General features: G+C 64.4%; 20 protein-coding genes. 10 read left to right on the forward strand and 10 right to left on the reverse strand.

Going from position 1 to position 17,338, the window contains the following annotated elements:
* Positions 1–1,093: 1,093 nt before the first annotated feature.
* The 6 genes from ACFVV0_RS17865 to ACFVV0_RS17890 all read right to left on the reverse strand — a co-directional run bounded on the left by ACFVV0_RS17865 (position 1,094) and on the right by ACFVV0_RS17890 (position 7,130).
* Positions 1,094–1,717 carry an MBL fold metallo-hydrolase gene (locus tag ACFVV0_RS17865; protein WP_387066132.1) on the reverse strand — a complete coding sequence of 208 codons (624 nt, stop codon included), beginning with the start codon at positions 1,715–1,717 and terminating at the stop codon, positions 1,094–1,096.
* Between the two features lie 1,341 nt (positions 1,718–3,058).
* Positions 3,059–3,436, reverse strand: coding sequence for a hypothetical protein (locus ACFVV0_RS17870; protein ID WP_387066135.1), 378 nt, complete (start codon positions 3,434–3,436; stop codon positions 3,059–3,061).
* Positions 3,437–3,620: 184 nt separating this feature from the next.
* On the reverse strand, positions 3,621–4,088 hold the full coding sequence (locus ACFVV0_RS17875; protein WP_387066137.1) for an Rrf2 family transcriptional regulator: 468 nt from the start codon (positions 4,086–4,088) through the stop codon (positions 3,621–3,623).
* Entirely contained in the window at positions 4,085–4,948 is an 864-nt protein-coding gene (locus tag ACFVV0_RS17880; protein WP_387066140.1) for an MBL fold metallo-hydrolase, read from the reverse strand. The genes ACFVV0_RS17875 and ACFVV0_RS17880 overlap by 4 nt, the downstream gene beginning before the upstream one ends.
* A 267-nt stretch (positions 4,949–5,215) precedes the next feature.
* Positions 5,216–6,349 (reverse strand): GNAT family N-acetyltransferase, encoded by a 1,134-nt coding sequence (locus ACFVV0_RS17885; protein WP_387066142.1) that lies wholly within the window; start codon positions 6,347–6,349, stop codon positions 5,216–5,218.
* A gap of 166 nt (positions 6,350–6,515) precedes the next feature.
* On the reverse strand, positions 6,516–7,130 hold the full coding sequence (locus ACFVV0_RS17890; protein ID WP_387066145.1) for a TetR/AcrR family transcriptional regulator: 615 nt from the start codon (positions 7,128–7,130) through the stop codon (positions 6,516–6,518).
* Positions 7,131–7,214: 84 nt separating this feature from the next.
* On the opposite strand from ACFVV0_RS17890, the gene ACFVV0_RS17895 reads away from it, so the two are divergent.
* On the forward strand, positions 7,215–7,655 hold the full coding sequence (locus ACFVV0_RS17895; RefSeq protein ID WP_387066147.1) for an ester cyclase: 441 nt from the start codon (positions 7,215–7,217) through the stop codon (positions 7,653–7,655).
* Between the two features lie 9 nt (positions 7,656–7,664).
* On the opposite strand, the gene ACFVV0_RS17900 is transcribed toward ACFVV0_RS17895, so the two are convergent.
* On the reverse strand, positions 7,665–8,432 hold the full coding sequence (locus ACFVV0_RS17900; protein WP_387066150.1) for a class I SAM-dependent methyltransferase: 768 nt from the start codon (positions 8,430–8,432) through the stop codon (positions 7,665–7,667).
* Here ACFVV0_RS17900 and ACFVV0_RS17905 point away from each other — a divergent pair, their 5' ends adjacent.
* Positions 8,433–8,882: a DUF1931 family protein gene (locus tag ACFVV0_RS17905; RefSeq protein ID WP_387066153.1), complete on the forward strand. Its 450-nt coding sequence runs from the start codon at positions 8,433–8,435 to the stop codon at positions 8,880–8,882.
* Positions 8,883–8,958: 76 nt separating this feature from the next.
* Here ACFVV0_RS17905 and ACFVV0_RS17910 read toward each other — a convergent pair whose 3' ends face one another.
* Complete coding sequence (locus ACFVV0_RS17910) at positions 8,959–9,618, reverse strand: hypothetical protein (protein ID WP_387066156.1); 660 nt, start codon at positions 9,616–9,618, stop codon at positions 8,959–8,961.
* A complete protein-coding gene (locus ACFVV0_RS17915; RefSeq protein WP_387066158.1) occupies positions 9,615–9,755 on the reverse strand; it encodes a hypothetical protein in 141 nt (46 codons plus the stop codon). The genes ACFVV0_RS17910 and ACFVV0_RS17915 overlap by 4 nt, the downstream gene beginning before the upstream one ends.
* A gap of 309 nt (positions 9,756–10,064) precedes the next feature.
* On the opposite strand from ACFVV0_RS17915, the gene ACFVV0_RS17920 reads away from it, so the two are divergent.
* The 4 genes from ACFVV0_RS17920 (at position 10,065) to ACFVV0_RS17935 (ending at position 12,899) form a co-directional block, all read left to right on the forward strand.
* A complete protein-coding gene (locus tag ACFVV0_RS17920; protein ID WP_387066161.1) occupies positions 10,065–10,844 on the forward strand; it encodes a CPBP family intramembrane glutamic endopeptidase in 780 nt (259 codons plus the stop codon).
* A 53-nt stretch (positions 10,845–10,897) separates the two neighbouring features.
* Complete coding sequence (locus ACFVV0_RS17925; protein WP_387066164.1) at positions 10,898–11,488, forward strand: dihydrofolate reductase family protein; 591 nt, start codon at positions 10,898–10,900, stop codon at positions 11,486–11,488.
* Between the two features lie 83 nt (positions 11,489–11,571).
* On the forward strand, positions 11,572–12,138 hold the full coding sequence (locus ACFVV0_RS17930; protein WP_387066167.1) for an RNA polymerase sigma factor: 567 nt from the start codon (positions 11,572–11,574) through the stop codon (positions 12,136–12,138).
* Positions 12,135–12,899 carry a hypothetical protein gene (locus tag ACFVV0_RS17935; RefSeq protein WP_387066169.1) on the forward strand — a complete coding sequence of 255 codons (765 nt, stop codon included), beginning with the start codon at positions 12,135–12,137 and terminating at the stop codon, positions 12,897–12,899. The genes ACFVV0_RS17930 and ACFVV0_RS17935 overlap by 4 nt, the downstream gene beginning before the upstream one ends.
* A gap of 393 nt (positions 12,900–13,292) precedes the next feature.
* Here ACFVV0_RS17935 and ACFVV0_RS17940 read toward each other — a convergent pair whose 3' ends face one another.
* Positions 13,293–13,709, reverse strand: a complete 417-nt coding sequence (locus tag ACFVV0_RS17940; protein WP_387066171.1) for a hypothetical protein — start codon at positions 13,707–13,709, stop codon at positions 13,293–13,295.
* A 210-nt stretch (positions 13,710–13,919) separates the two neighbouring features.
* On the opposite strand from ACFVV0_RS17940, the gene ACFVV0_RS17945 reads away from it, so the two are divergent.
* The 4 genes from ACFVV0_RS17945 to ACFVV0_RS17960 are packed head-to-tail and all read left to right on the forward strand — an operon-like array spanning position 13,920 to position 17,338.
* Positions 13,920–14,882, forward strand: a complete 963-nt coding sequence (locus ACFVV0_RS17945) for an aldo/keto reductase (protein ID WP_387066173.1) — start codon at positions 13,920–13,922, stop codon at positions 14,880–14,882.
* Positions 14,875–15,762 (forward strand): amidohydrolase family protein, encoded by an 888-nt coding sequence (locus tag ACFVV0_RS17950; RefSeq protein WP_387066176.1) that lies wholly within the window; start codon positions 14,875–14,877, stop codon positions 15,760–15,762. Before ACFVV0_RS17945 ends, ACFVV0_RS17950 begins: the two co-directional genes overlap by 8 nt.
* Positions 15,759–16,286 (forward strand): GDSL-type esterase/lipase family protein, encoded by a 528-nt coding sequence (locus tag ACFVV0_RS17955; protein WP_387066179.1) that lies wholly within the window; start codon positions 15,759–15,761, stop codon positions 16,284–16,286. Before ACFVV0_RS17950 ends, ACFVV0_RS17955 begins: the two co-directional genes overlap by 4 nt.
* Entirely contained in the window at positions 16,283–17,338 is a 1,056-nt protein-coding gene (locus ACFVV0_RS17960; RefSeq protein WP_387066181.1) for an enolase C-terminal domain-like protein, read from the forward strand. Before ACFVV0_RS17955 ends, ACFVV0_RS17960 begins: the two co-directional genes overlap by 4 nt.

Consider the following 17,338-nt stretch of genomic DNA (forward strand, 5'->3'; position numbering starts at 1 on the left):
GAGGCTCTTCGAGAGGCGACGAGCCTGAGATGGGGGTGTAACTGGGTTTACACGCGACGCCTTTTGTGACGGCGATTTTAGAAGCCACTTTTCAAAGTGCCTACGTGCATCCGCTCTATCGTCTATGCGATGGTTCTTCGCTCGTCTCCGTTGTTCGTGATTCCCATGTGCTAGGTCTGGGGTTCGTTTATCTTTGTTTTGCTCTGTCTGTGGAGTCGGCTCTGCGTCGTGCGATGGAATCGCGGCCGCCACAGACGTGAGTCAGTCCACTCTTTTTGAGTTCTCGTCGGCTGGAAGGGCTGCGGGGGTGTAGCGTTCGCTCGGGACAGCGCTCGACTATGTAGCGGATGTATCCGCTCTTGCGGCGGCGGTAAGCACGCTTCTGGCGGCCCTGCCGGAGCTCGCGCCACCGCAAACCGTTGGAATGCATCTGTTCGAGGTGCACGTACGGTCAGCACGGATTCGTGAGACGACGGCAGCTCAGCAAGCGCTTAAGCTTGCATTCGACGCAGCCACGATTGCACTTCTGTATCCAGGTATGGTGGACCATCCAGAGCGCATTGCGGCGGTACTGAAATCAGCCCGACGTCGTCCTAAACCTGACGTGGGCAGGGTCGGGATCTGTGCGCCAGGTCTTCATGGTCGATCCGTTCACCGAGGACGGTCGGGCCAATATCGCCAGAGCGCGCAGACCCGGAAGTGCATGCACTTGCTGGTCGCGAGACTAGGTAGGGAGTCCCGTCGCGATAGCGGCGGGCCAATCAGCTGATCCGCGTTGTGTCGTGCACACCGGCGAGGCGCGTTTGCTCTCTGTGCCCTCATTGGAGCCGCCCACTTTTCCAGCGGCGCCACCACCAGCACAGCGCCGACAACGGCACCAATGGCGACAAGCAGCCGGGCGACCCAGACAACCCAGGCCAGCGAGTGCGCTCCCACAACCAACACGACGACGACCAGCGCGACAACGCCGACCAGCGCAGGCGCGAGTAGCCGGGCGCCCGGACAACCCAGGCCAGCCATCCGCCCCCACGAGGGTCGGTGCCGTGGCCCTGACGACCTCGCCCTGGTCGTCACCCCGAGAACTGTAGCGAGACTAGTCGGCCGGTCGCCAAGGCTCGTCTGCGTGTGCAAGCCCCACTTCTCGGGGGTGGAGGGACAGGATGAGCCGCTGCCCGTCGGTGCTGGGTTCGTCGAGCTCCCCGAACCACACCGCGGTGTCGCCGGCGATCACGATCGGCTCCTCGCCCGTCTTGATCACGACGATCTGGGAGCCGCGGGTGTGGCCGGGAGCAGGTAGCAGCCGGACGCCCGTCAGCAGCTCGTACTCGCCGTCCACGGCCGTGTACTGCACGCCGGGGGCGTCGACCCAGTCCGGTATCGTGTAATCGTCCAACGTGCGGGCATCCTCAAGCTCCTGCCGCTGCACGTAGATCGGTCGACCGGCGAACAGGTGGTTGCCGCCGCAGTGGTCGAAGTGCAGGTGAGTGTTGACCACCGCGGTGATGCTATCGAGGTCCAGCTCGTCGTGCCGGTCGAGGGGATCGAGGTCCGGGTCCATGTCGGCCACCGCAGGCTGGAGGTGCGTCAGCCCGGTATCGACCAGGATCCGCCCCTCCGGATGGTCGATGAGGTGGACGTACACCGGCAGCCTCTCGTCCTCCCCAACGAGGAGACTAGCGACGCGGATGGGCGTGACGGCGACCGATTCATGAGACATGCGGACACTGTACACAGCGCTGGAGGGCGGACATGGACGATCCGAATACCGGGGTGCCGTGCGTGCGACGGAGATCATCGACCTCCCGCGGCCAGTTGACCACCCGATCGCGATGCTCAGCGCGACGGCATCAAGCAACCAGGTGAATCACACCACGACAACAATCGACCGCCGACCCCGTCCCGCAGTGAGACGCGTCCTAGGCGTCGGAGACGTGGATGCTGTAAGCACTAGTGTCCGTAGGGTTTACGCGTCTGCGTCGTTGATGTTGTTAGCCAGGTGAGTGGAGTCGGGATCCCGCTTGGGCAGAGCACGCAATTTCACAACAAGCTTTCCCACTACCCATCCGCCGGCGACCGCAAAAATCACGATAAGAAACGCTAGATTCGGACCTCCCGTCGATACGACTATCAGCACTAACGTGACGACCACTGCCAAGAACGCAGCAATTGTCCAAATCAAGAGGGTGTAGGTGCGTCGCTGTCGCAACAATGGGTCAGTGTGGGTAGTAGCCACTAGGAGCTCCAGACGTAAGCGAATTTACCCAAAAGAACGGGTTATGGAGGGAAGCTTTCGCACCATCGATGACGTCGCCACCGTTCATGTAGGCGGCCAAACCTCCTGAAAGAGTCCCGGAGAGCGCAGACCCAAAGAGGAGCAGAGGAGCGCACCAAGAAATATCGAAGCGACGCATCCCGTAGCGACAATATAGCCCACGGCAAAATCCAGGGCGGAACTGAAAACTGCGACGATCGTATTGCGGATCCATTGGGGTTGCTGAAGCAGAACCACTCGCTCGGGATCTGCGCCGAGCCAGGCGGCGGCGTCGACCCCGAGGCTGCGCCGGTCAGACATGCGTCTCCCTGCACCGTCCAGGCCGGGTCCGGGACCGTGGCGCCGGTGAACGTCTCGGTCACGACCGTCGACCCGCCCGTCGGCGGATCAGCATGTGCCGCCAGAGCCGGGGCGAGCACGCCCGCTGTGACGAGGCACGCCGCCACGCCACCTGCGAGGATCGAACGCCTTCCCATACGGCTGCCCTTCGCTGGGAAACCCGGTATCCAATCAGTCAAGCACAGGGTGCACCGGAGAAACAGATGCAAGTGCTGATCAGGTCTTCCCGAGGAGGGTTGATAGAGAGCGGACACTACACCCCGCTACTGGTTCGCCTTCACGTTCGTGCCAGGGCGGTGACCGGCGGGACGCGGTGCTGTTCAGTGCCAAACCAATGCGCGTCGGGGTCAAAACCAGGGGGCTGAGCAATCAGATCCTATTGACGCTCGTGCGGGGGCGATGCGACCGGCCCGGTCACTGCGGGCTTCGAACGTAGTGACCGGGCCTTCAGTGTGCGGTGGCGACAGCCGACCCGAACGACGCCACCGCCGCAGCCCGGGAATGTATGGACGAACTGTAGAGCGCAGCGAAGGGTCCGTGGCTGCGGGCATCGCTGAGGACCTCGCCGGCCGTTCGCATGAAGACGACGGCGTCAGAGAGGGTCGAGAAGACGGACCACGTGAATCCGTGGCCGATCAGCATTACTTCCACCTTCGATTCGCGCAGCTCGATGAAGCCGACGAGCGATTGGGCGTCGTCTTCTGCAAAACGGGTGTCGGATACACGCCACACACCCGCGCTGAGAGGGGTCACGACGATTGTGTCGGCCGTGTCGAGGGTGGGCAGCGGGCCACCGGCTGCGCGTGTCGAAGGTTGTTCTCCCATTGGTGCCTCCCGGGATCTGCAGATGCGCCGGGGTCTGGGGCGAACGGCACCAACGTATGGCCATGCCGGTACCCGTGTCAACGCCTCCGCATGCAGCAACTCCATCGTTGACGGCAGGTTGTCTGCTTCGCCTGGGGTCGTTGGGTCGGCAGTGCACATATCGCCGCTTGTGCCGGTGGGATGGTCAGGGCGTAGCGGTTGCGGTGTTTGCCACGGTGTAGTTGGACGCTGCGAGCGTCGCATCCAGAGATGCCGCGATGGTGACGGTGGCCAGCTGTTCGTCGGCTGCGCGCTCTGCTTCGCGGTAGACCTCGCCGAGGGTGGCCCGGATGCTGCGGCCGATCGGGCAGTTCTCGGACGGTGGCGAGGTGTGCAGGCCGAACAACGGCCCGTCGTCGAGGGCGCGCCGCACGTCGGCCAGGGTGATCTCGTCGGCGGGCCGGGCGAGTGCCCAGCCTGCATTCCCTCCGCGCTGTGAGACGACGAGGCCGGCCTCTCTGAGGCGGCCCAGCAGCCGCCGGATGACGACCGGGTTCGTCTTGACGCTGCCTGCGATGCCGTCTGAAGTCGCTGCGCCGTCGTTGAGCCTCGCGTGGAGTTCGACCCATTCGAGCGAATGGATGGCGAGCGTCAGTCGGGAGTTCGCGCTCATGCGCTTTGCCCGCCGACCGGCGCCCCTTTGATGAGCTTCGCCGTCGCCCACGCGGAGCCGACGTTCGTTCGTCCCGGCTGCTTGACGAGCAACTGCCTGTAGAAGTCGAGGGCGTCTGCCGAGGTCCCTGCTATCTCGTCCACGTCCTGAAGATACTGGATGGTCGCGTCGATATCGGCCGGGGAGTCGCCGTTCTGCGGCTGCTTGTGTCCGCTGACCACGAAGCTCGGGTGGAGCGCCTTCAGCCGTTCCAGGGCAGCGATCCAGTTCTGCCGAGTCTCCGGGGTCGTCTCGGCAAGGTAGGGGTACGTCGCGTTGTAGACCACGTCGCCGCCGACGATCAAGCCGAGGTTCGGCACCCAGAGGGAGGTGGTTCCCTCTGTGTCGGTATGGCCCGCCTCGATCACGCTCAGCTCGTTTCCCTCGAGGTCGAAGTGGTCGACGTCGAGAGCTTGCGGGAACTCGACCGTAGGGATCTGGCCGGGGAACAGCTTTTCCCAGAACCCGGCGAGGTACGCCGGTTCGGCCTGGATGCGCAATTCGGCGATCGTTCCCTCTGTGGCCAGAATGCGGGCATCCGGGAACGCTGTGCGCAGCGCCCCGACACCGAACGCGTGGTCGCCGTGGCCGTGCGTGAGATACACCGCTGTGAGCGTCCTCCCGTGTGCGCGGATCCACTCGATCAGGCGCTCGTTCTGCTCGGCGGTGGTGAACGTGTCGACCAGGACAGCGTCGCGCTCGCCCCAGATGAGGGTGGAGGTGTTCGCCACCCAGCGCAGGTCGGCGTCGCCTTCCGGCAGATCTCGGGTGACGCCTTCTCGGCGTTCAGTCTTCACTTCGTAGTGCAATTCGTTCGACATCAGGTCGTCCCCTTTCGCAGGCGGGACCCAATGTAACCGAAATGATTACATTAAACAAGACCGGCGACCCGCCCTCGTCGCGTTGCCTAGATCGTGATTTTCGCCTGCCGCGGTGTGTAGCACCACGCTGCCGTCACGGTTGCCCGGGTCTAGCGGTGGCCGCGATCTTACGGAGTGACCCCTCAGCGGGGAGCGGCGCGGCCCACCAGTCAGACGCCGTTCCCGAAGCGCTGGGAATTGCGGAGGCAGCAAGCTTCACGCTGCGACCTATTCAACAAACGCGACGGCGCCCGTCGCGACCCGCTCTGATCCGCCGAGGTTCTTGCGCCATCGCGCGGAGAAACAGGTCGCGGCGAAGCCGATCGCCTCGTTGACCTCGAGCATGGGGCGGTTCTCCTCGGCGTTGACCGTCTCCACGCGTTCGCAGGCGGGGAACCGGGCGGCCAGTTCGCGGAGGTTGGTGAGCTTCAGCAGCATCCCGAGTCGGCGTCCGCGGTGCTCGCGCAGAACCAGGGTGTCCATCTGCTCGGCAGGCCGATCGGACTCGGCCGACACGTCGAGTTCGGTGAACCCGACAGCCTGTCCTGTCGCCTCGTCGACCACGATCGACGTCAATGCGACGCGGGGGCTTTCGGCCCAGAGGTCGTCGACGGATCGGACGCGCTCCGCCGTCCAGACGTCGGTCAGTTGAATGCCGGCGTTGGGAGCGTCGGTGCTCATCCTGGTGCGCAGGAGCGCGATGGATTCGACCCACTCCTCGGGTGTCCGCCCCTGCCAGGTGATCGTCCGGTAGCCGGCGGCTGCGGTGACCGCCTCGCCGAGGCGAGCGGAAAACGCGTCCGCGTCGAGGGGCAGCGGCAGAGCGCTGACACTCCCCACCTGTTCGAGTGAGAACCCCTGACGTCGCAGGAACCGGGTCGAGGGGAGATCGAGCGGCACCGACCCGAAGCCGGTTGGTGCGGGGACGGCCTCGCCCTCGACGCCTGCCGGGTAGGTCGTCTGATTCTGGATGGTCGTGCGACCGGCCTCCTGAGCCATCTGCTCCAGCTCGCCGTAAAGCGCCGAGCCGATGCCGCGGCCACGGAACTCGGGAAGGACGGAGATTGCGCCCCAGCATTCCTCCGCACCGTCCGGCAATGCCAGATTCCCTCGCGCGACGACGCGGCCGCCGACCTTGGCGACGAGTCCGGCCATGGGCTTCGACTCGTCCTTCCAGTCCGGCAACAGTTCGGCCGCGGTCATGACCTCGCCGGCGTGGCCGCGCTGCTCCGCCTCGACGGCGCTCCGCACCGCGGCCATGGCGATGAAGTCCGCCGCATCCGCTGCGTCGATGCTGACCGGGACGACGAGCGGTTCGATGGTGAAGCCCGAGAGCGTGATGGTGGGATCTGAAGAAGACATGAAACCTCTTTGTTCGCAGGATCGATCGACTCACCCACGGTCGTGGGGAGGAAGGGAATCGCTGCTAGAGAATCACGAGGTTCAGCATTCCACAGCAGCGCCCCGGGTGACAAGGCCCGGGCGCTCAGCCAGGAGACCCGGACTTCCGTCCGGCGGGCCCTCGGGTTCAGCCGACCGTGAGGAGTTGTGCGGTCAGCGTCGCGGCCAGCCACTCCTCGAACCGCGCAGGGGTCCATCCTGCGCCTATCACGAGTTCGCCGTAGACGCCCGTCGCTGCGAGCGCCCGGTAGATCGCCTGAGCCTCTGGCAACGGCAGGGTCAGATCTCCTTCGACCGATGCGACGAGTCCATCCATCACCCGGTTGCGACCCCGCAACTTCGACCGCAGCATCACCTGTGTCTCTGCGTCTTCATCGATTGCCGCGTCGAGGATGCGGACGACGTCGAAGTCGGTCGAGTAGAGCACCGTGAGCCACCGCGCGGCTCCGCGAACGCGCTGTGCCGCATCCGGCAACTCGAGGATCTCCCGTGCCAGCGCCCTGGCGTCGGCCCGCTCGAGCCAGCCCTCGCAGATGAGGTTGAGGATCTCCCTCTTCGCACCGAACGCGGCGTAGACCGTGCGCGTGCCGACACCCGCTTCTCTTGCGATCGCATCGATGCTCGTGACGGCATAGCCGTCCCGTGCGAACAGCCGTTTTGCAGCGTCCGCTATACGGACCCTCGTCGCCTGTGCCTGCTCCTGTCGATAGGACGACGGAGGGGTCTTGACGTGGGCATCCATGAGATCGATACTAGTGCTGCATCGACTGCAGTATAACTGCAGCGAATGCACCACAACTGCGGTCCGCCGCTACGAGGAGTCATCATGCAAATCGAACAGACGCCAACGACCGCCCTTCGCGTTATGGAGCGGATGCTGCACGAGGGTTTCGGAGAAGGGAGGCTAGAAGTAGTGGACGAACTCTGCTCGCCTGATCTCATCGAGCATCAGTTCGGTCTCTCCGGAGAAGGGGCCGCCGCGATCGCCAAGGTCAAGCAGGGGATTACACAGGTCCACACCGGGCTGCCCGACCTTCAGTTCTCGATCGAGGACTGGGCCGAGCACGACGATGTGATCTGGGTGCGCGCCGAAGGCGCCGGTACCAATACCGGCCCATTCTTCGGGCCGCCCACCGGTCTGTCCGTGCGCTTCACGGTCATCGATATCGCCAGAATCGAGGGCGGCCGTATCGCCGAGCACTGGGGCGTACCGGATCGATTCGCGATCATGATGCGGCTAGGTCTGCTGACCCCGCCCAGTCAGTAGCATCGTCGCTCAGGCTGCGACTCCGCGTCGTGCAATGATCGCAGCCTGCGAACGCTGGCCGGAAGTCTTCCTCACGTGCGATTCGACCACGTCGAAACCGGCCGCGGTCAGCTCGCCGCTGAGGTCGTCCACGGACCACCGGTATGCCGGAGCGACCGCATGAGCGAACTCCTCGACCACCGGGCCCTCGAAGAATCCGATGAGCAGAGTGCCATCGGACTTGAGCGCGCGGTTGAACTCGAGGAGGGGGCCGGCGATCGCGCTGGGCTCGTGGTGAATGAGTGAGTACCAGGCGAGAATCCCGCCAACCGAACCGTCTACGGCATCGAGGGCGTCGAGGCTGCCGATCGTGAATTGCACCTCGGGATAGGTGGCGCGGCCGCGTTCAATGAACTCGGGCACCAAATCCGTGCCGCGGGCAGGAAGCCCCAGTTCGGCGAGGAAGTTCGTCCACTGGCCGGGACCGCAACCAGCATCGATGACGCTTCCCTTGATCCCGCTGGCCCATGTCGTCACAAGCTGACGATCTGACGGATGCACTGCGCTCATCGAGCCGAAGAGTTCGATGTATTCCGCCGCTCGGCGCGAGTAGGCGTCGCTGAGCTTGTCGACCATGTGATCGAGTTTAGAGATCGTCACCTGGGCTCGAACGCACCTGACTTCTGATTCATCGCCCGCGATTAGACCGCAAGAGGTATCCCGCGCGGCGTGGCCGGAGTACGTTGACAGCGTTGTGCCTTCCCACGGGTTATTCAGGCACATCAGGAGCACTGACACATGGAACTTTTCGGTATCGCCAAGTTCGAACGCTTTTTCCGCCAGGCCGCCAGTCTCGACATCGATAAGAACGATGTGCGGCGCTTCGACGAGTTCGTCAACGACAAGATCTACGACCTGCTGCTGCGGGGCGTGGCGAACGCGAAGGCCAACGCCCGCGACATCATCGAACCGCAGGACCTGCCGATCACGAAAGGTCTGCAGGAATCCATCCACGCGTTCGAGGCGATCGATGAGGACGTGTCGTTGGACGCGATCCTCGAACAGCTGACCAGGCGGCCTCCACTCGACCTCGCCTACAGCGATGAGACCGAGGAGAGGCTTCCGCAGATAGCCGGCGGTCTCGGTGTGGCGCTGGCTCGGACGTTTCGAATCCTCGACGAAAAGCTGAAGAACCCGCAGACCGAGCATTGGGACAAGGCCACCCGCGTCTTCGACTTGCTCCTCTAGCCGGCACCCGCGGGCAGCGACCGCGTCGCGCTAATTCACACAACGTGTGTGCGCGATCATGACGTTCGCCGTCGGCTCATTCGTCCGAGCGGAAGATCGGCACGGTCCGTGCCTGCCTCGAGCCGTACGCGAGAACGACGGCGAGGACGCCGAGGAAGAGGACGGCGGCGATGTTGATGAGACCGCCGAGGGTGCTGAGCCAGAACACGAACGAAAGGTCGCCGCCAGACGATGCCTTCGCGAAGATCAGCTGGCCGACCACCCACACGGCGGTGACGGCCGCGAGGGCCCACCCGGGTGCCCAGTTCCACGGTCGGCGAATCGTTTCGGAGCGGGCGATCTGCACGGCGGCGACCAGCGCGGCAGCGAACGTGACGAGCGAGCCGGTGTACCCGATCGTGAGCGTGAGCCAGGTCGCTCCGTCGATTACGAGCGGGGCGACGAGAGCCTGTTCCGCGAACGGCCACAAGAAGGTCCAGGTGGCGAGAACGACGAGGGCCGTCGTTCCGAGAGGGCGTCGCCCCGTCACGCTGCCGGAGCCGCGAAGGCCGAACGCGAAGATCAGCACCGCGGCCGAGAAGCAGGCTGAAGGAATGAGACCGCCTCCCGGAAGGGAGAACTCCGACGCCGGAACCGCGAGGGGGAGCACGGACGACACGATGAGCAGGATCCCGCCCGTCGTCCACGCACGCCGGGCATCTTTCGCCGCGCGATCCCGCGCCTTTGGGGTGGTCACAGCCGCAGTGTATCGAAGGCCACGGCGTACGGGGTCGCGGCGGGCTGCCATGCTGTCTGCATGATGATGTCGTCTCCGCTTCTCGTGTGGGCCTCGTGCGCGACAGCTCCGCCGAGCGGCCAGTCGTGCGACGACACGACGGCGCTTACCGTCCTGACGCCTGGGTGGTTGGGATTGGTGATCGTGGGAGCCGTTGTAGCGATCGTGATCGTGGTGGTCCTGATCAGGAGGCGACGCAGCCGAGCATAACCACGAGCTCACGCGTTCTCGAGCGGGTCCCGTTCCAGGCCGGCGAGCACCTACGGGTCGAGCTTGCGGTCAAGTCCCCGCCGTAGAAAGTATCTAGCCGATCGAGGTACTTGCGATTACGCCGCTGCCCGGTAGGTTCGAAGGCGTACAAGCATTTTCTTCGGCTGACCCCGTCTCCTCCTAGGAAAGGCAAACGCATGCGCATCCACCCTCGTCTCTGGATGGGTTTCGTGATCTGGATCGGCTACGTCTTCGTGGTCTTCCTCGTCACGAAACTGATGGGCGTTCCGTATACCAGAATCGGTGCCACGGCAGAGGAGACCTGGAAGGGTGCGGTGGTCGATCTCGCCGTCGCCGCTGTGCTGCTGGTGATCACGACGTCGGCGCTGGGATGGTGGCGGCCCGCGCTGTTCGAGCGGAAGCGCTCGCACCACAAATGGCCGATCTTCGTGCCGATCATCATGGCCGTGGTGGCTCTGGTGAACATCTTCAGCACAGATTGGTCGAAGTTCGATGCGTCGTTCATCTTCGCGCTGGTTTCGCTCGGCATCCTGGTCGGCTTCAACGAGGAGATCATGACGCGCGGTCTGGTGCTGACCGCGTTCCGGTCGCGGCTGCACGAAGGATGGGCATGGTTCCTCTCCAGCGTCCTCTTCGGCCTGATGCACCTCGTCAATGCCGCCCTCGGGGCACCGCTCAGCAGCACACTCCCGCAGGTGCTCCTCGCATTCGCATCCGGCACCGCGTTCTACATCGTGCGTCGGGTGACCGGGTCGTTGATCTGGGCGATGCTGCTGCACGGACTGTGGGACGTCTCAGTGTTCTCGGTCGGGCACGCCTCTCTCGGCGTGCCGTACGCCAGCTTCCTGGCGCCTGTGGTCGGTGTGCTCGCGCTGGTGGTCGTGTATTGGGTGATCAAAGGCGCCGACGAGAAGACTGCGGATGCACCGGCTGTCGCGGCCACGACGGTCGCCTAGAAGCATCGACTCGCAACTCGCTAATATGGGGCCCCAAAGCAAAGGAGAGCCCCGTGGGCACGGTGGTCATGTACGGCTCGGTGTCGGTGGACGGCTTCGTCGCGGACGAGAACGACCAGCCCGGACCGCTGTTCGACTGGTTGCTCAGCGGTGACGTCCCGTTGGACGAGAGCGGCGAGGTGAAGGTGTCGCAGGCGTCCTACGACTACACCCGCCCGTACTGGGACCAGATCGGGGCGACGATCGTCGGCCGCCACGTTTTCGACATGACGGACGGCTGGGACGGGAAGCCTCCGAGCGGGGTCGACCACGTGGTCGTCGTGACGCACCGGCCGAAGCCTGCGGGCTGGGACCCCGAGGCGCCGTTTCGCTTCGTCGACGGCATCGAGGCAGCCGTGGCCACAGCGCAGGAGCTCGCTGGCGACCGCATCGTCGAGGTCGCCGCCGGCGACGTCGGTGGACAGGTGTTTGCAGCGGACCTGGTCGACGAGGTGCGGATGGACGTCGTACCCGTCGTTTTCGGGTCCGGCAAACGCTACTTCGGGACGGCCCACCCACAGCAGGTGCTGGAGGATCCCGACGCGGTGATCCAGGGCAACCGGGTGCTTCACCTGCGCTATCGGGTGCGCCGTCGACCGAGCTGAGCGGGTTCGCCGCCGAAAGGGGTCTCAATGAATTGCGACCTCGCGTGTAACAAAAGCGGCCGCGGCGGACATTCATGTATGTGATGGATGACGAGGACGAGCTGTGGCAACGAGCGCGTCGAGATGACGGCGCCGCGTTCGCCGCACTCTTCGACCTGCACCACGCCCGGGTCTATCGACGCGCGCTCGCCCTCCTGGGCGATGTGCACGACGCCGACGATATCGCTGCAGCGGCATTCTTTGAGTTGTGGCGCAAGCGTCGCTCAGTGCCTCTCGTCTCCGGATCGGTCCTCCCGTGGCTGCTGGTCACGACCGTCAACCTCTCGCGCAACTCCCGCCGGGGCACGGCGCGTTACCGGGCGCTGCTCCGCGACATCCCTCATCCGCTGTCCGTGGCCGGCCCCGATGCCGAACAGTTGGAGACGAGCCGGCGGCTCACGGAGGCGCTCGGCCGGCTGGCGCCGGTGGATGCCGCACTCTTCGTTCTCACGGTCCTGGAAGAACTCCCAGTCGCGGCGGCGGCGCAGACAGTCGGACTGAAGGCCGCCAACGCGCGGGTGCGTCTCCACCGGGCCCGCACCCGGCTCCGCGTCGAGCTTCACGACCTCAACCCCGATGTCCGTCCGATTGTTGAAGGGAGCCCATCGTGACTGAGCCCGAAATGCACCCGGATGTCGCCCGCGCGGTTCGAGGAGAACTTGCTGCAATCGGAACCAAGCGCAGCCGTCTGCAGCGTCACCAGCGCCGCGTTCGGATACTCTCCATCAGCATCGCCGCGGTCGTGGTCGCCGGCGTTTCCACCGGCGCGGCAATCGCTGTCAACGCCTTCCCGGGCTCCACAACCGTCGTTCCCGTGGGCGGCGTCCGCTCGACGACTCACACCGGGACAGGCGCCCTTGAGCTCGGGCCAGTGCCAAAGGGAGCTACCAGGGTGATCGTCACGGTCCGATGCGGCAACCCGCAGGGCACGATCTCGATCAAGGCCGTGCCACAAGACAAGAGCGGTCCCCCCGGCTTCGCCACGTTCTACTGCGCGGGCGGTGGCTCAGTTGATCCTCAGGGCCGGGTCCACCCGTGGCACATGAAGGACGCGCTCCTCCCCCCTCCCGGCAGCACGTCGATCACCATCACGGCCGACCCCGGAACGACATGGACGGTCACCGGGCAGTACGCAACCTCATCGATGACGCCGTGGGGCAAGAATGCAAAGGGCCAGACCTACGGGGTATGCAACATTGATGGGTGCCCGCAACTGATTGGCGCACGTGCCACGAACGGGAAGGACGGATTCGTGCTCAGGTCGCAGTTCGGTACCTTCCAAGGAACCGGCTACATCCCTGTCTACGAGTCCGACGGCACAACCGTCATCGGCAAGTTCTCCATCGGCATCCCTGAGGACGAATGGAAATAATGGCCCCGACCGGAGAGCAGCCCGCGCTGTGCCGCTAGGGTTGCGGGGTGAATGTCGAGCTGCGGGAGCTGGTGCTGCCCGACGATCGCGGCCGTGTTATCGACTTCCTCAGTGCGAGCGTCTGGCCCTTCCACTCCGCGTCGACACTGAGCGAGGACGCCGTAGGTCAACGACTGGATGCGAATCTCTACGCGCCGCCGGGTGCTGCGGCCTGGTGGATCGCCGTTGCGAGCGACCCACACGCCGGCATCGTGTCGGTCGACGAGCTCGAAGGCAACGCGCCGATGCTCCGGCTACGCCTTGCGACGGGAGTGGGAAGCCAACCGGGACAGCGCTTCAATGGGGCGATGAAACCAGCAATCTTCCCATGCACGAGGCCCCGGGTTCACGTGGTCAATGGTCCACTGCCGCCCTCAGGATGGCGGCGATTCGCTTCTTGTCGGCGTCATCCAATGTGGTCAGAGCGAAACCGACCGGCCACAGGTTCCCGTCGTCCAGTGTCGCCGCTTGCTGGAACTCGAGGGTCGCGTAGCGGATCTTGAACTTCGATCCCGGCTTGAAGGCGACGACCGTCTTGCCGTCGGCGTCTGCATAGGCCGGCATCCCATACCAGGTCTTCGCAGCCAGCGAGGTGTTCTCCTTGACCAGCTGGTGGAATGCCTCCGCGAGTTCCTTGTCGGTCCCGGTCATTGCGGCGATCGCAGCATCGCACGCGGCCGCAGCGTCCGCGCCCTCCTGCGCAGCCTTCTTCTCGGCGATGGCTGCCTTGATGGCGGCCTTTTCCTCTTTGTTGAATGTGGTCGTAGCCATTGGTTTCCTTCCTGTCTGTGAGCTAACACCAGTATTGAGTCGGCGTACTGCCTTTCGCTTCTCGAATCCTGCTCGATTGCAGTGACCGGGGCGGGCATTCCAACTTTGATGGCCCGCATGGGCTTGGCAATGCTGTGTCATCACATATAAGATCTATGTTGAGTTAGCAGCCGGACTCACTAAATCGGCCGTCAAGGAAGACAGGATGCCATGTCGGCGGCGACTGAGGTGATCGAGATCGGCACGCGCGAGCATAAACCTGGCCCCGTGGCGATCGGATACGGTGCCGCCGCGCTCGGCGCTCCGGCAATGACCGATGATCAGGCGAACGATCTCGTCGACCGGGCCTGGGAGTGCGGCATCCGTTATTTCGACACGGCACCGCATTACGGCCTCGGAGTGTCGGAGCGACGCCTCGGTCGCGCGCTCCGCGCACGCCCGCGTGACGAGTTGATTCTTTCGACCAAGGTGGGGCGACTGCTGATGCCCGATGCGGGCGGCGAGTTGCAGCGTGTGTGGGACTACTCGCCAGAGGGCATCCGGCGCAGCATCACGGACTCGCTGACGCGGCTGGAGCTCGAGCGTATCGACATCGCGTATCTTCACGATCCCGACTTCTATGAGGGCGCAGATGACGGAGTTAACGCCCTAGAGACGGCGATCGATGCGCTGGTCGAGCTCCGTGATGAAGGCCTGATCGAAGCGATCGGCGTGGGCTCGACGGATGTCGACGTTCTCGCAGGGGCCGTCCGAACAGGAGTTTTGGACCTGGTGATGCTCGCTGGGCGATTCACCTTGCTCGAGCAGTCTTCGCTGCGAGAGCTTCTTCCGTTATGCCTCGTCCACGGCGTCGGAGTCGTCAACGTCGGCGTCTTCAATACCGGCATTCTGGCCGAGACAACACCGACTGATTCCGCGCGCTATGCGTATCGTCCAGCCTCGCCTGATGTGGTCTCGCGGGCTCGGAGGCTAGCAATCGTGTGCGCCGAGTTCGGGGTCGATCTGCCGACGGCAGCAATTCACTACGCCAAGCGACATCCGGCCGTTCGGGCCGTCGTCGTCGGTGCCGACGACGACGCCCAGATCGCGCAGAATGTCGAGCGATGGCATACATCGGTGCCCGACGGGCTGTGGACGCGTCTCGCAGAACTCGAGCTGATCGCCAATGTCTAGGAGGATCGACGCGCACCTCCATCTTTGGGATCGCACTGATGGCGGCTACGACTGGATCGCCAAGGGAAGTGCACTCGATGCGACCTTCAGCGCCGCTGACGCGCGAGCCGAACTGGATCGTGCCGGCATCGATGCGGCGGTAGTCGTCCAGGCCGATGAAAGCGCGCGGGACACGGAATTCCTGCTTGCGTGCGCACGCAGGTACCCGTGGGTCGCCGGTGTGGTCGGGTGGCTGCCGATCGAACACCCCGCAGTGTCACTCGCCGTGCTGGACGCCTTGGGTGTCGATGACCGATTGTGTGGCATCCGTGTCGCGACCCGTGACTCATTTCTCGAGCGAGCATCGGTACGCGACACTCTTTTCCACGTGGCCGAAAGAGGGCTCGCTTTCGACGTGCCCGCCGTTTGGCCGCGCCACTTCGACGATGTCGAGGCGCTGGCGGACGCCGTCCCCGAGCTGACGATTGTCCTCGACCATCTCGGTAAGCCTCCCCTCGCGGACCGCTCACAAGCGAAGCGCACAGCGTGGCGCGACGCGCTGGCTCGTCTCGCCATGCGACCCAATGTGTTCGCAAAGGTGTCGGGTTTGCGTAACACGCTGCCCGAGGGTAGCTCGCTCACGACGGCCATCGCGCGCCCCGCCTGGGATGCCGCGCTCGAGACGTTCGGTGTTTCCCGCCTGATGTATGGAGGCGACTGGCCCATCACGGTTGCCTTCGATGGCTATCAACCCGTGTTCGAGACGCTCGCGTCACTGGCCGCGGAGCTGTCGGACCACGAGCAGAACCAGTTCTTCGGCGGAACGGCCGAACAGGTGTATTCACTATCCGTCATCGGCGCTGGGCCGATGACGAACACAACAGAGGAGAGCAAGCAATGACAGGACCGGTCGTATTTCTGGGCGATAGCCTCACGTATGGGGGCAAATGGGACGAGTGGTTCTCCGAGCTCGACGCCCGCAACTTCGGCATTGGCGGCAACAAGGCCTCCGATGTTCTCAAGCGATTGGATGCGGTGATCGAGCTCGAACCGAGCCTGGTCGTCCTCATGCTGGGGACGAACGACATCGGACAACCCGATCTCACCACGATCGATATCGCGGCGGGGTACGCGCAGATTCTGGCGCGGCTCAGGCTCGAGTCGTCGGCATCGGTCATCGTGCAGTCTGCGCCGCCGCGGCAGGCCCAATGGGCCGCTCCGCTGCGCGAGCTGAACAATCGATATCGATCGTTGGCCGACGCGTTCGGACACGGGTACCTCGACGTGTGGCCCGTCTTCTCGGCAGACGGCGTCGAACTCGATGGACCCCTGACCACGGATGGTGTCCATTTCACCGATGAGGGCTACGACCGCTGGATGTCCGTCTTGCGCCCGATGGTCGAACGCGAGATCAGCGCTTCATGAGAATCACGGGGGTCACGGTCGAGCATGGCCCGAGCGCCACGAGGAGCTCTCTGCCGTGGCGAGACGGGCTGCCGCGTCGGTCGTGGGTGGGGCAATCGGGCTTTCTGCGCATCTCGACCGATGAGGGGATCGACGGCTACGCGGCGATCGACAACCCGCGGCGCATGCAAGACCTGGTCGACAAGCACTTCGCGACCGAGCTGATCGGCCAGGATCCGCTCGCTCGCGAGTACCTCTGGCACCGGATGTGGGAAGTGAACAGGCTCGAATACATGCCGACGCCACTTTTCGGAACGGTCGACATCGCACTCTGGGATCTGGCCGGAAAAGCTGCAGGGATGCCGGTGCACAGTCTGCTGGGCACATTCCGTCGATCGATCCCCGCCTATGCAAGCACGGTGACATTCGGGTCGATCGCTGAATACCTCGACGTGATCGATCAGTGCCTTGACCTCGGGTACAGGGCGGTCAAGCTCCACGCTTGGGGTGACGCCCGGCGCGATGCCCAGTTGTCGCAGGCTGTGCGCGATCATGTCGGACCGGGCTTTCCGCTCATGTTCGACGGTTCCGCCGGTTTCGATCTGAACGACGCCGTGTACCTGGGTCGTGCTCTGAGTGAGGTCGACTACCTCTGGTACGAGGAGCCCATGCGCGAGTTCAGCGTGACATCGTACAAATGGCTCGGGGAGCGCGTCGATGTGCCGTTGCTCGTCGCAGAAGTGACGGAGGGTGCGCACCTCAACGTCGCCGACTTCATCATGGGCGGATCAGCGAGCATGGTGCGCACGAGTTCAGGATTCAAGGGCGGTATCACGGGCGCGATGCGGATCGCGCATCTCGCGGACTCCTTTCAGATGCGGGCGGAAGTCCACGGTGCCGGGCTCGCCAACGAGCATCTCTGCATGGCGATACCGAACACCACCTACTACGAGTCGCTGGTGACGACGAATCCGGTGCGTCAGGATGCACGGCTCACGGCATCCGCGGAGCTCGTCGCCCCCGAAGAGCCCGGTATCGGATGGGAGCGGCTGCCGGAGCAGGCAATCGCATAG

Origin of the sequence: Leifsonia sp. NPDC058230 (genome assembly GCF_042882245.1) — a bacterium.
Taxonomy (GTDB): domain Bacteria; phylum Actinomycetota; class Actinomycetes; order Actinomycetales; family Microbacteriaceae; genus Leifsonia.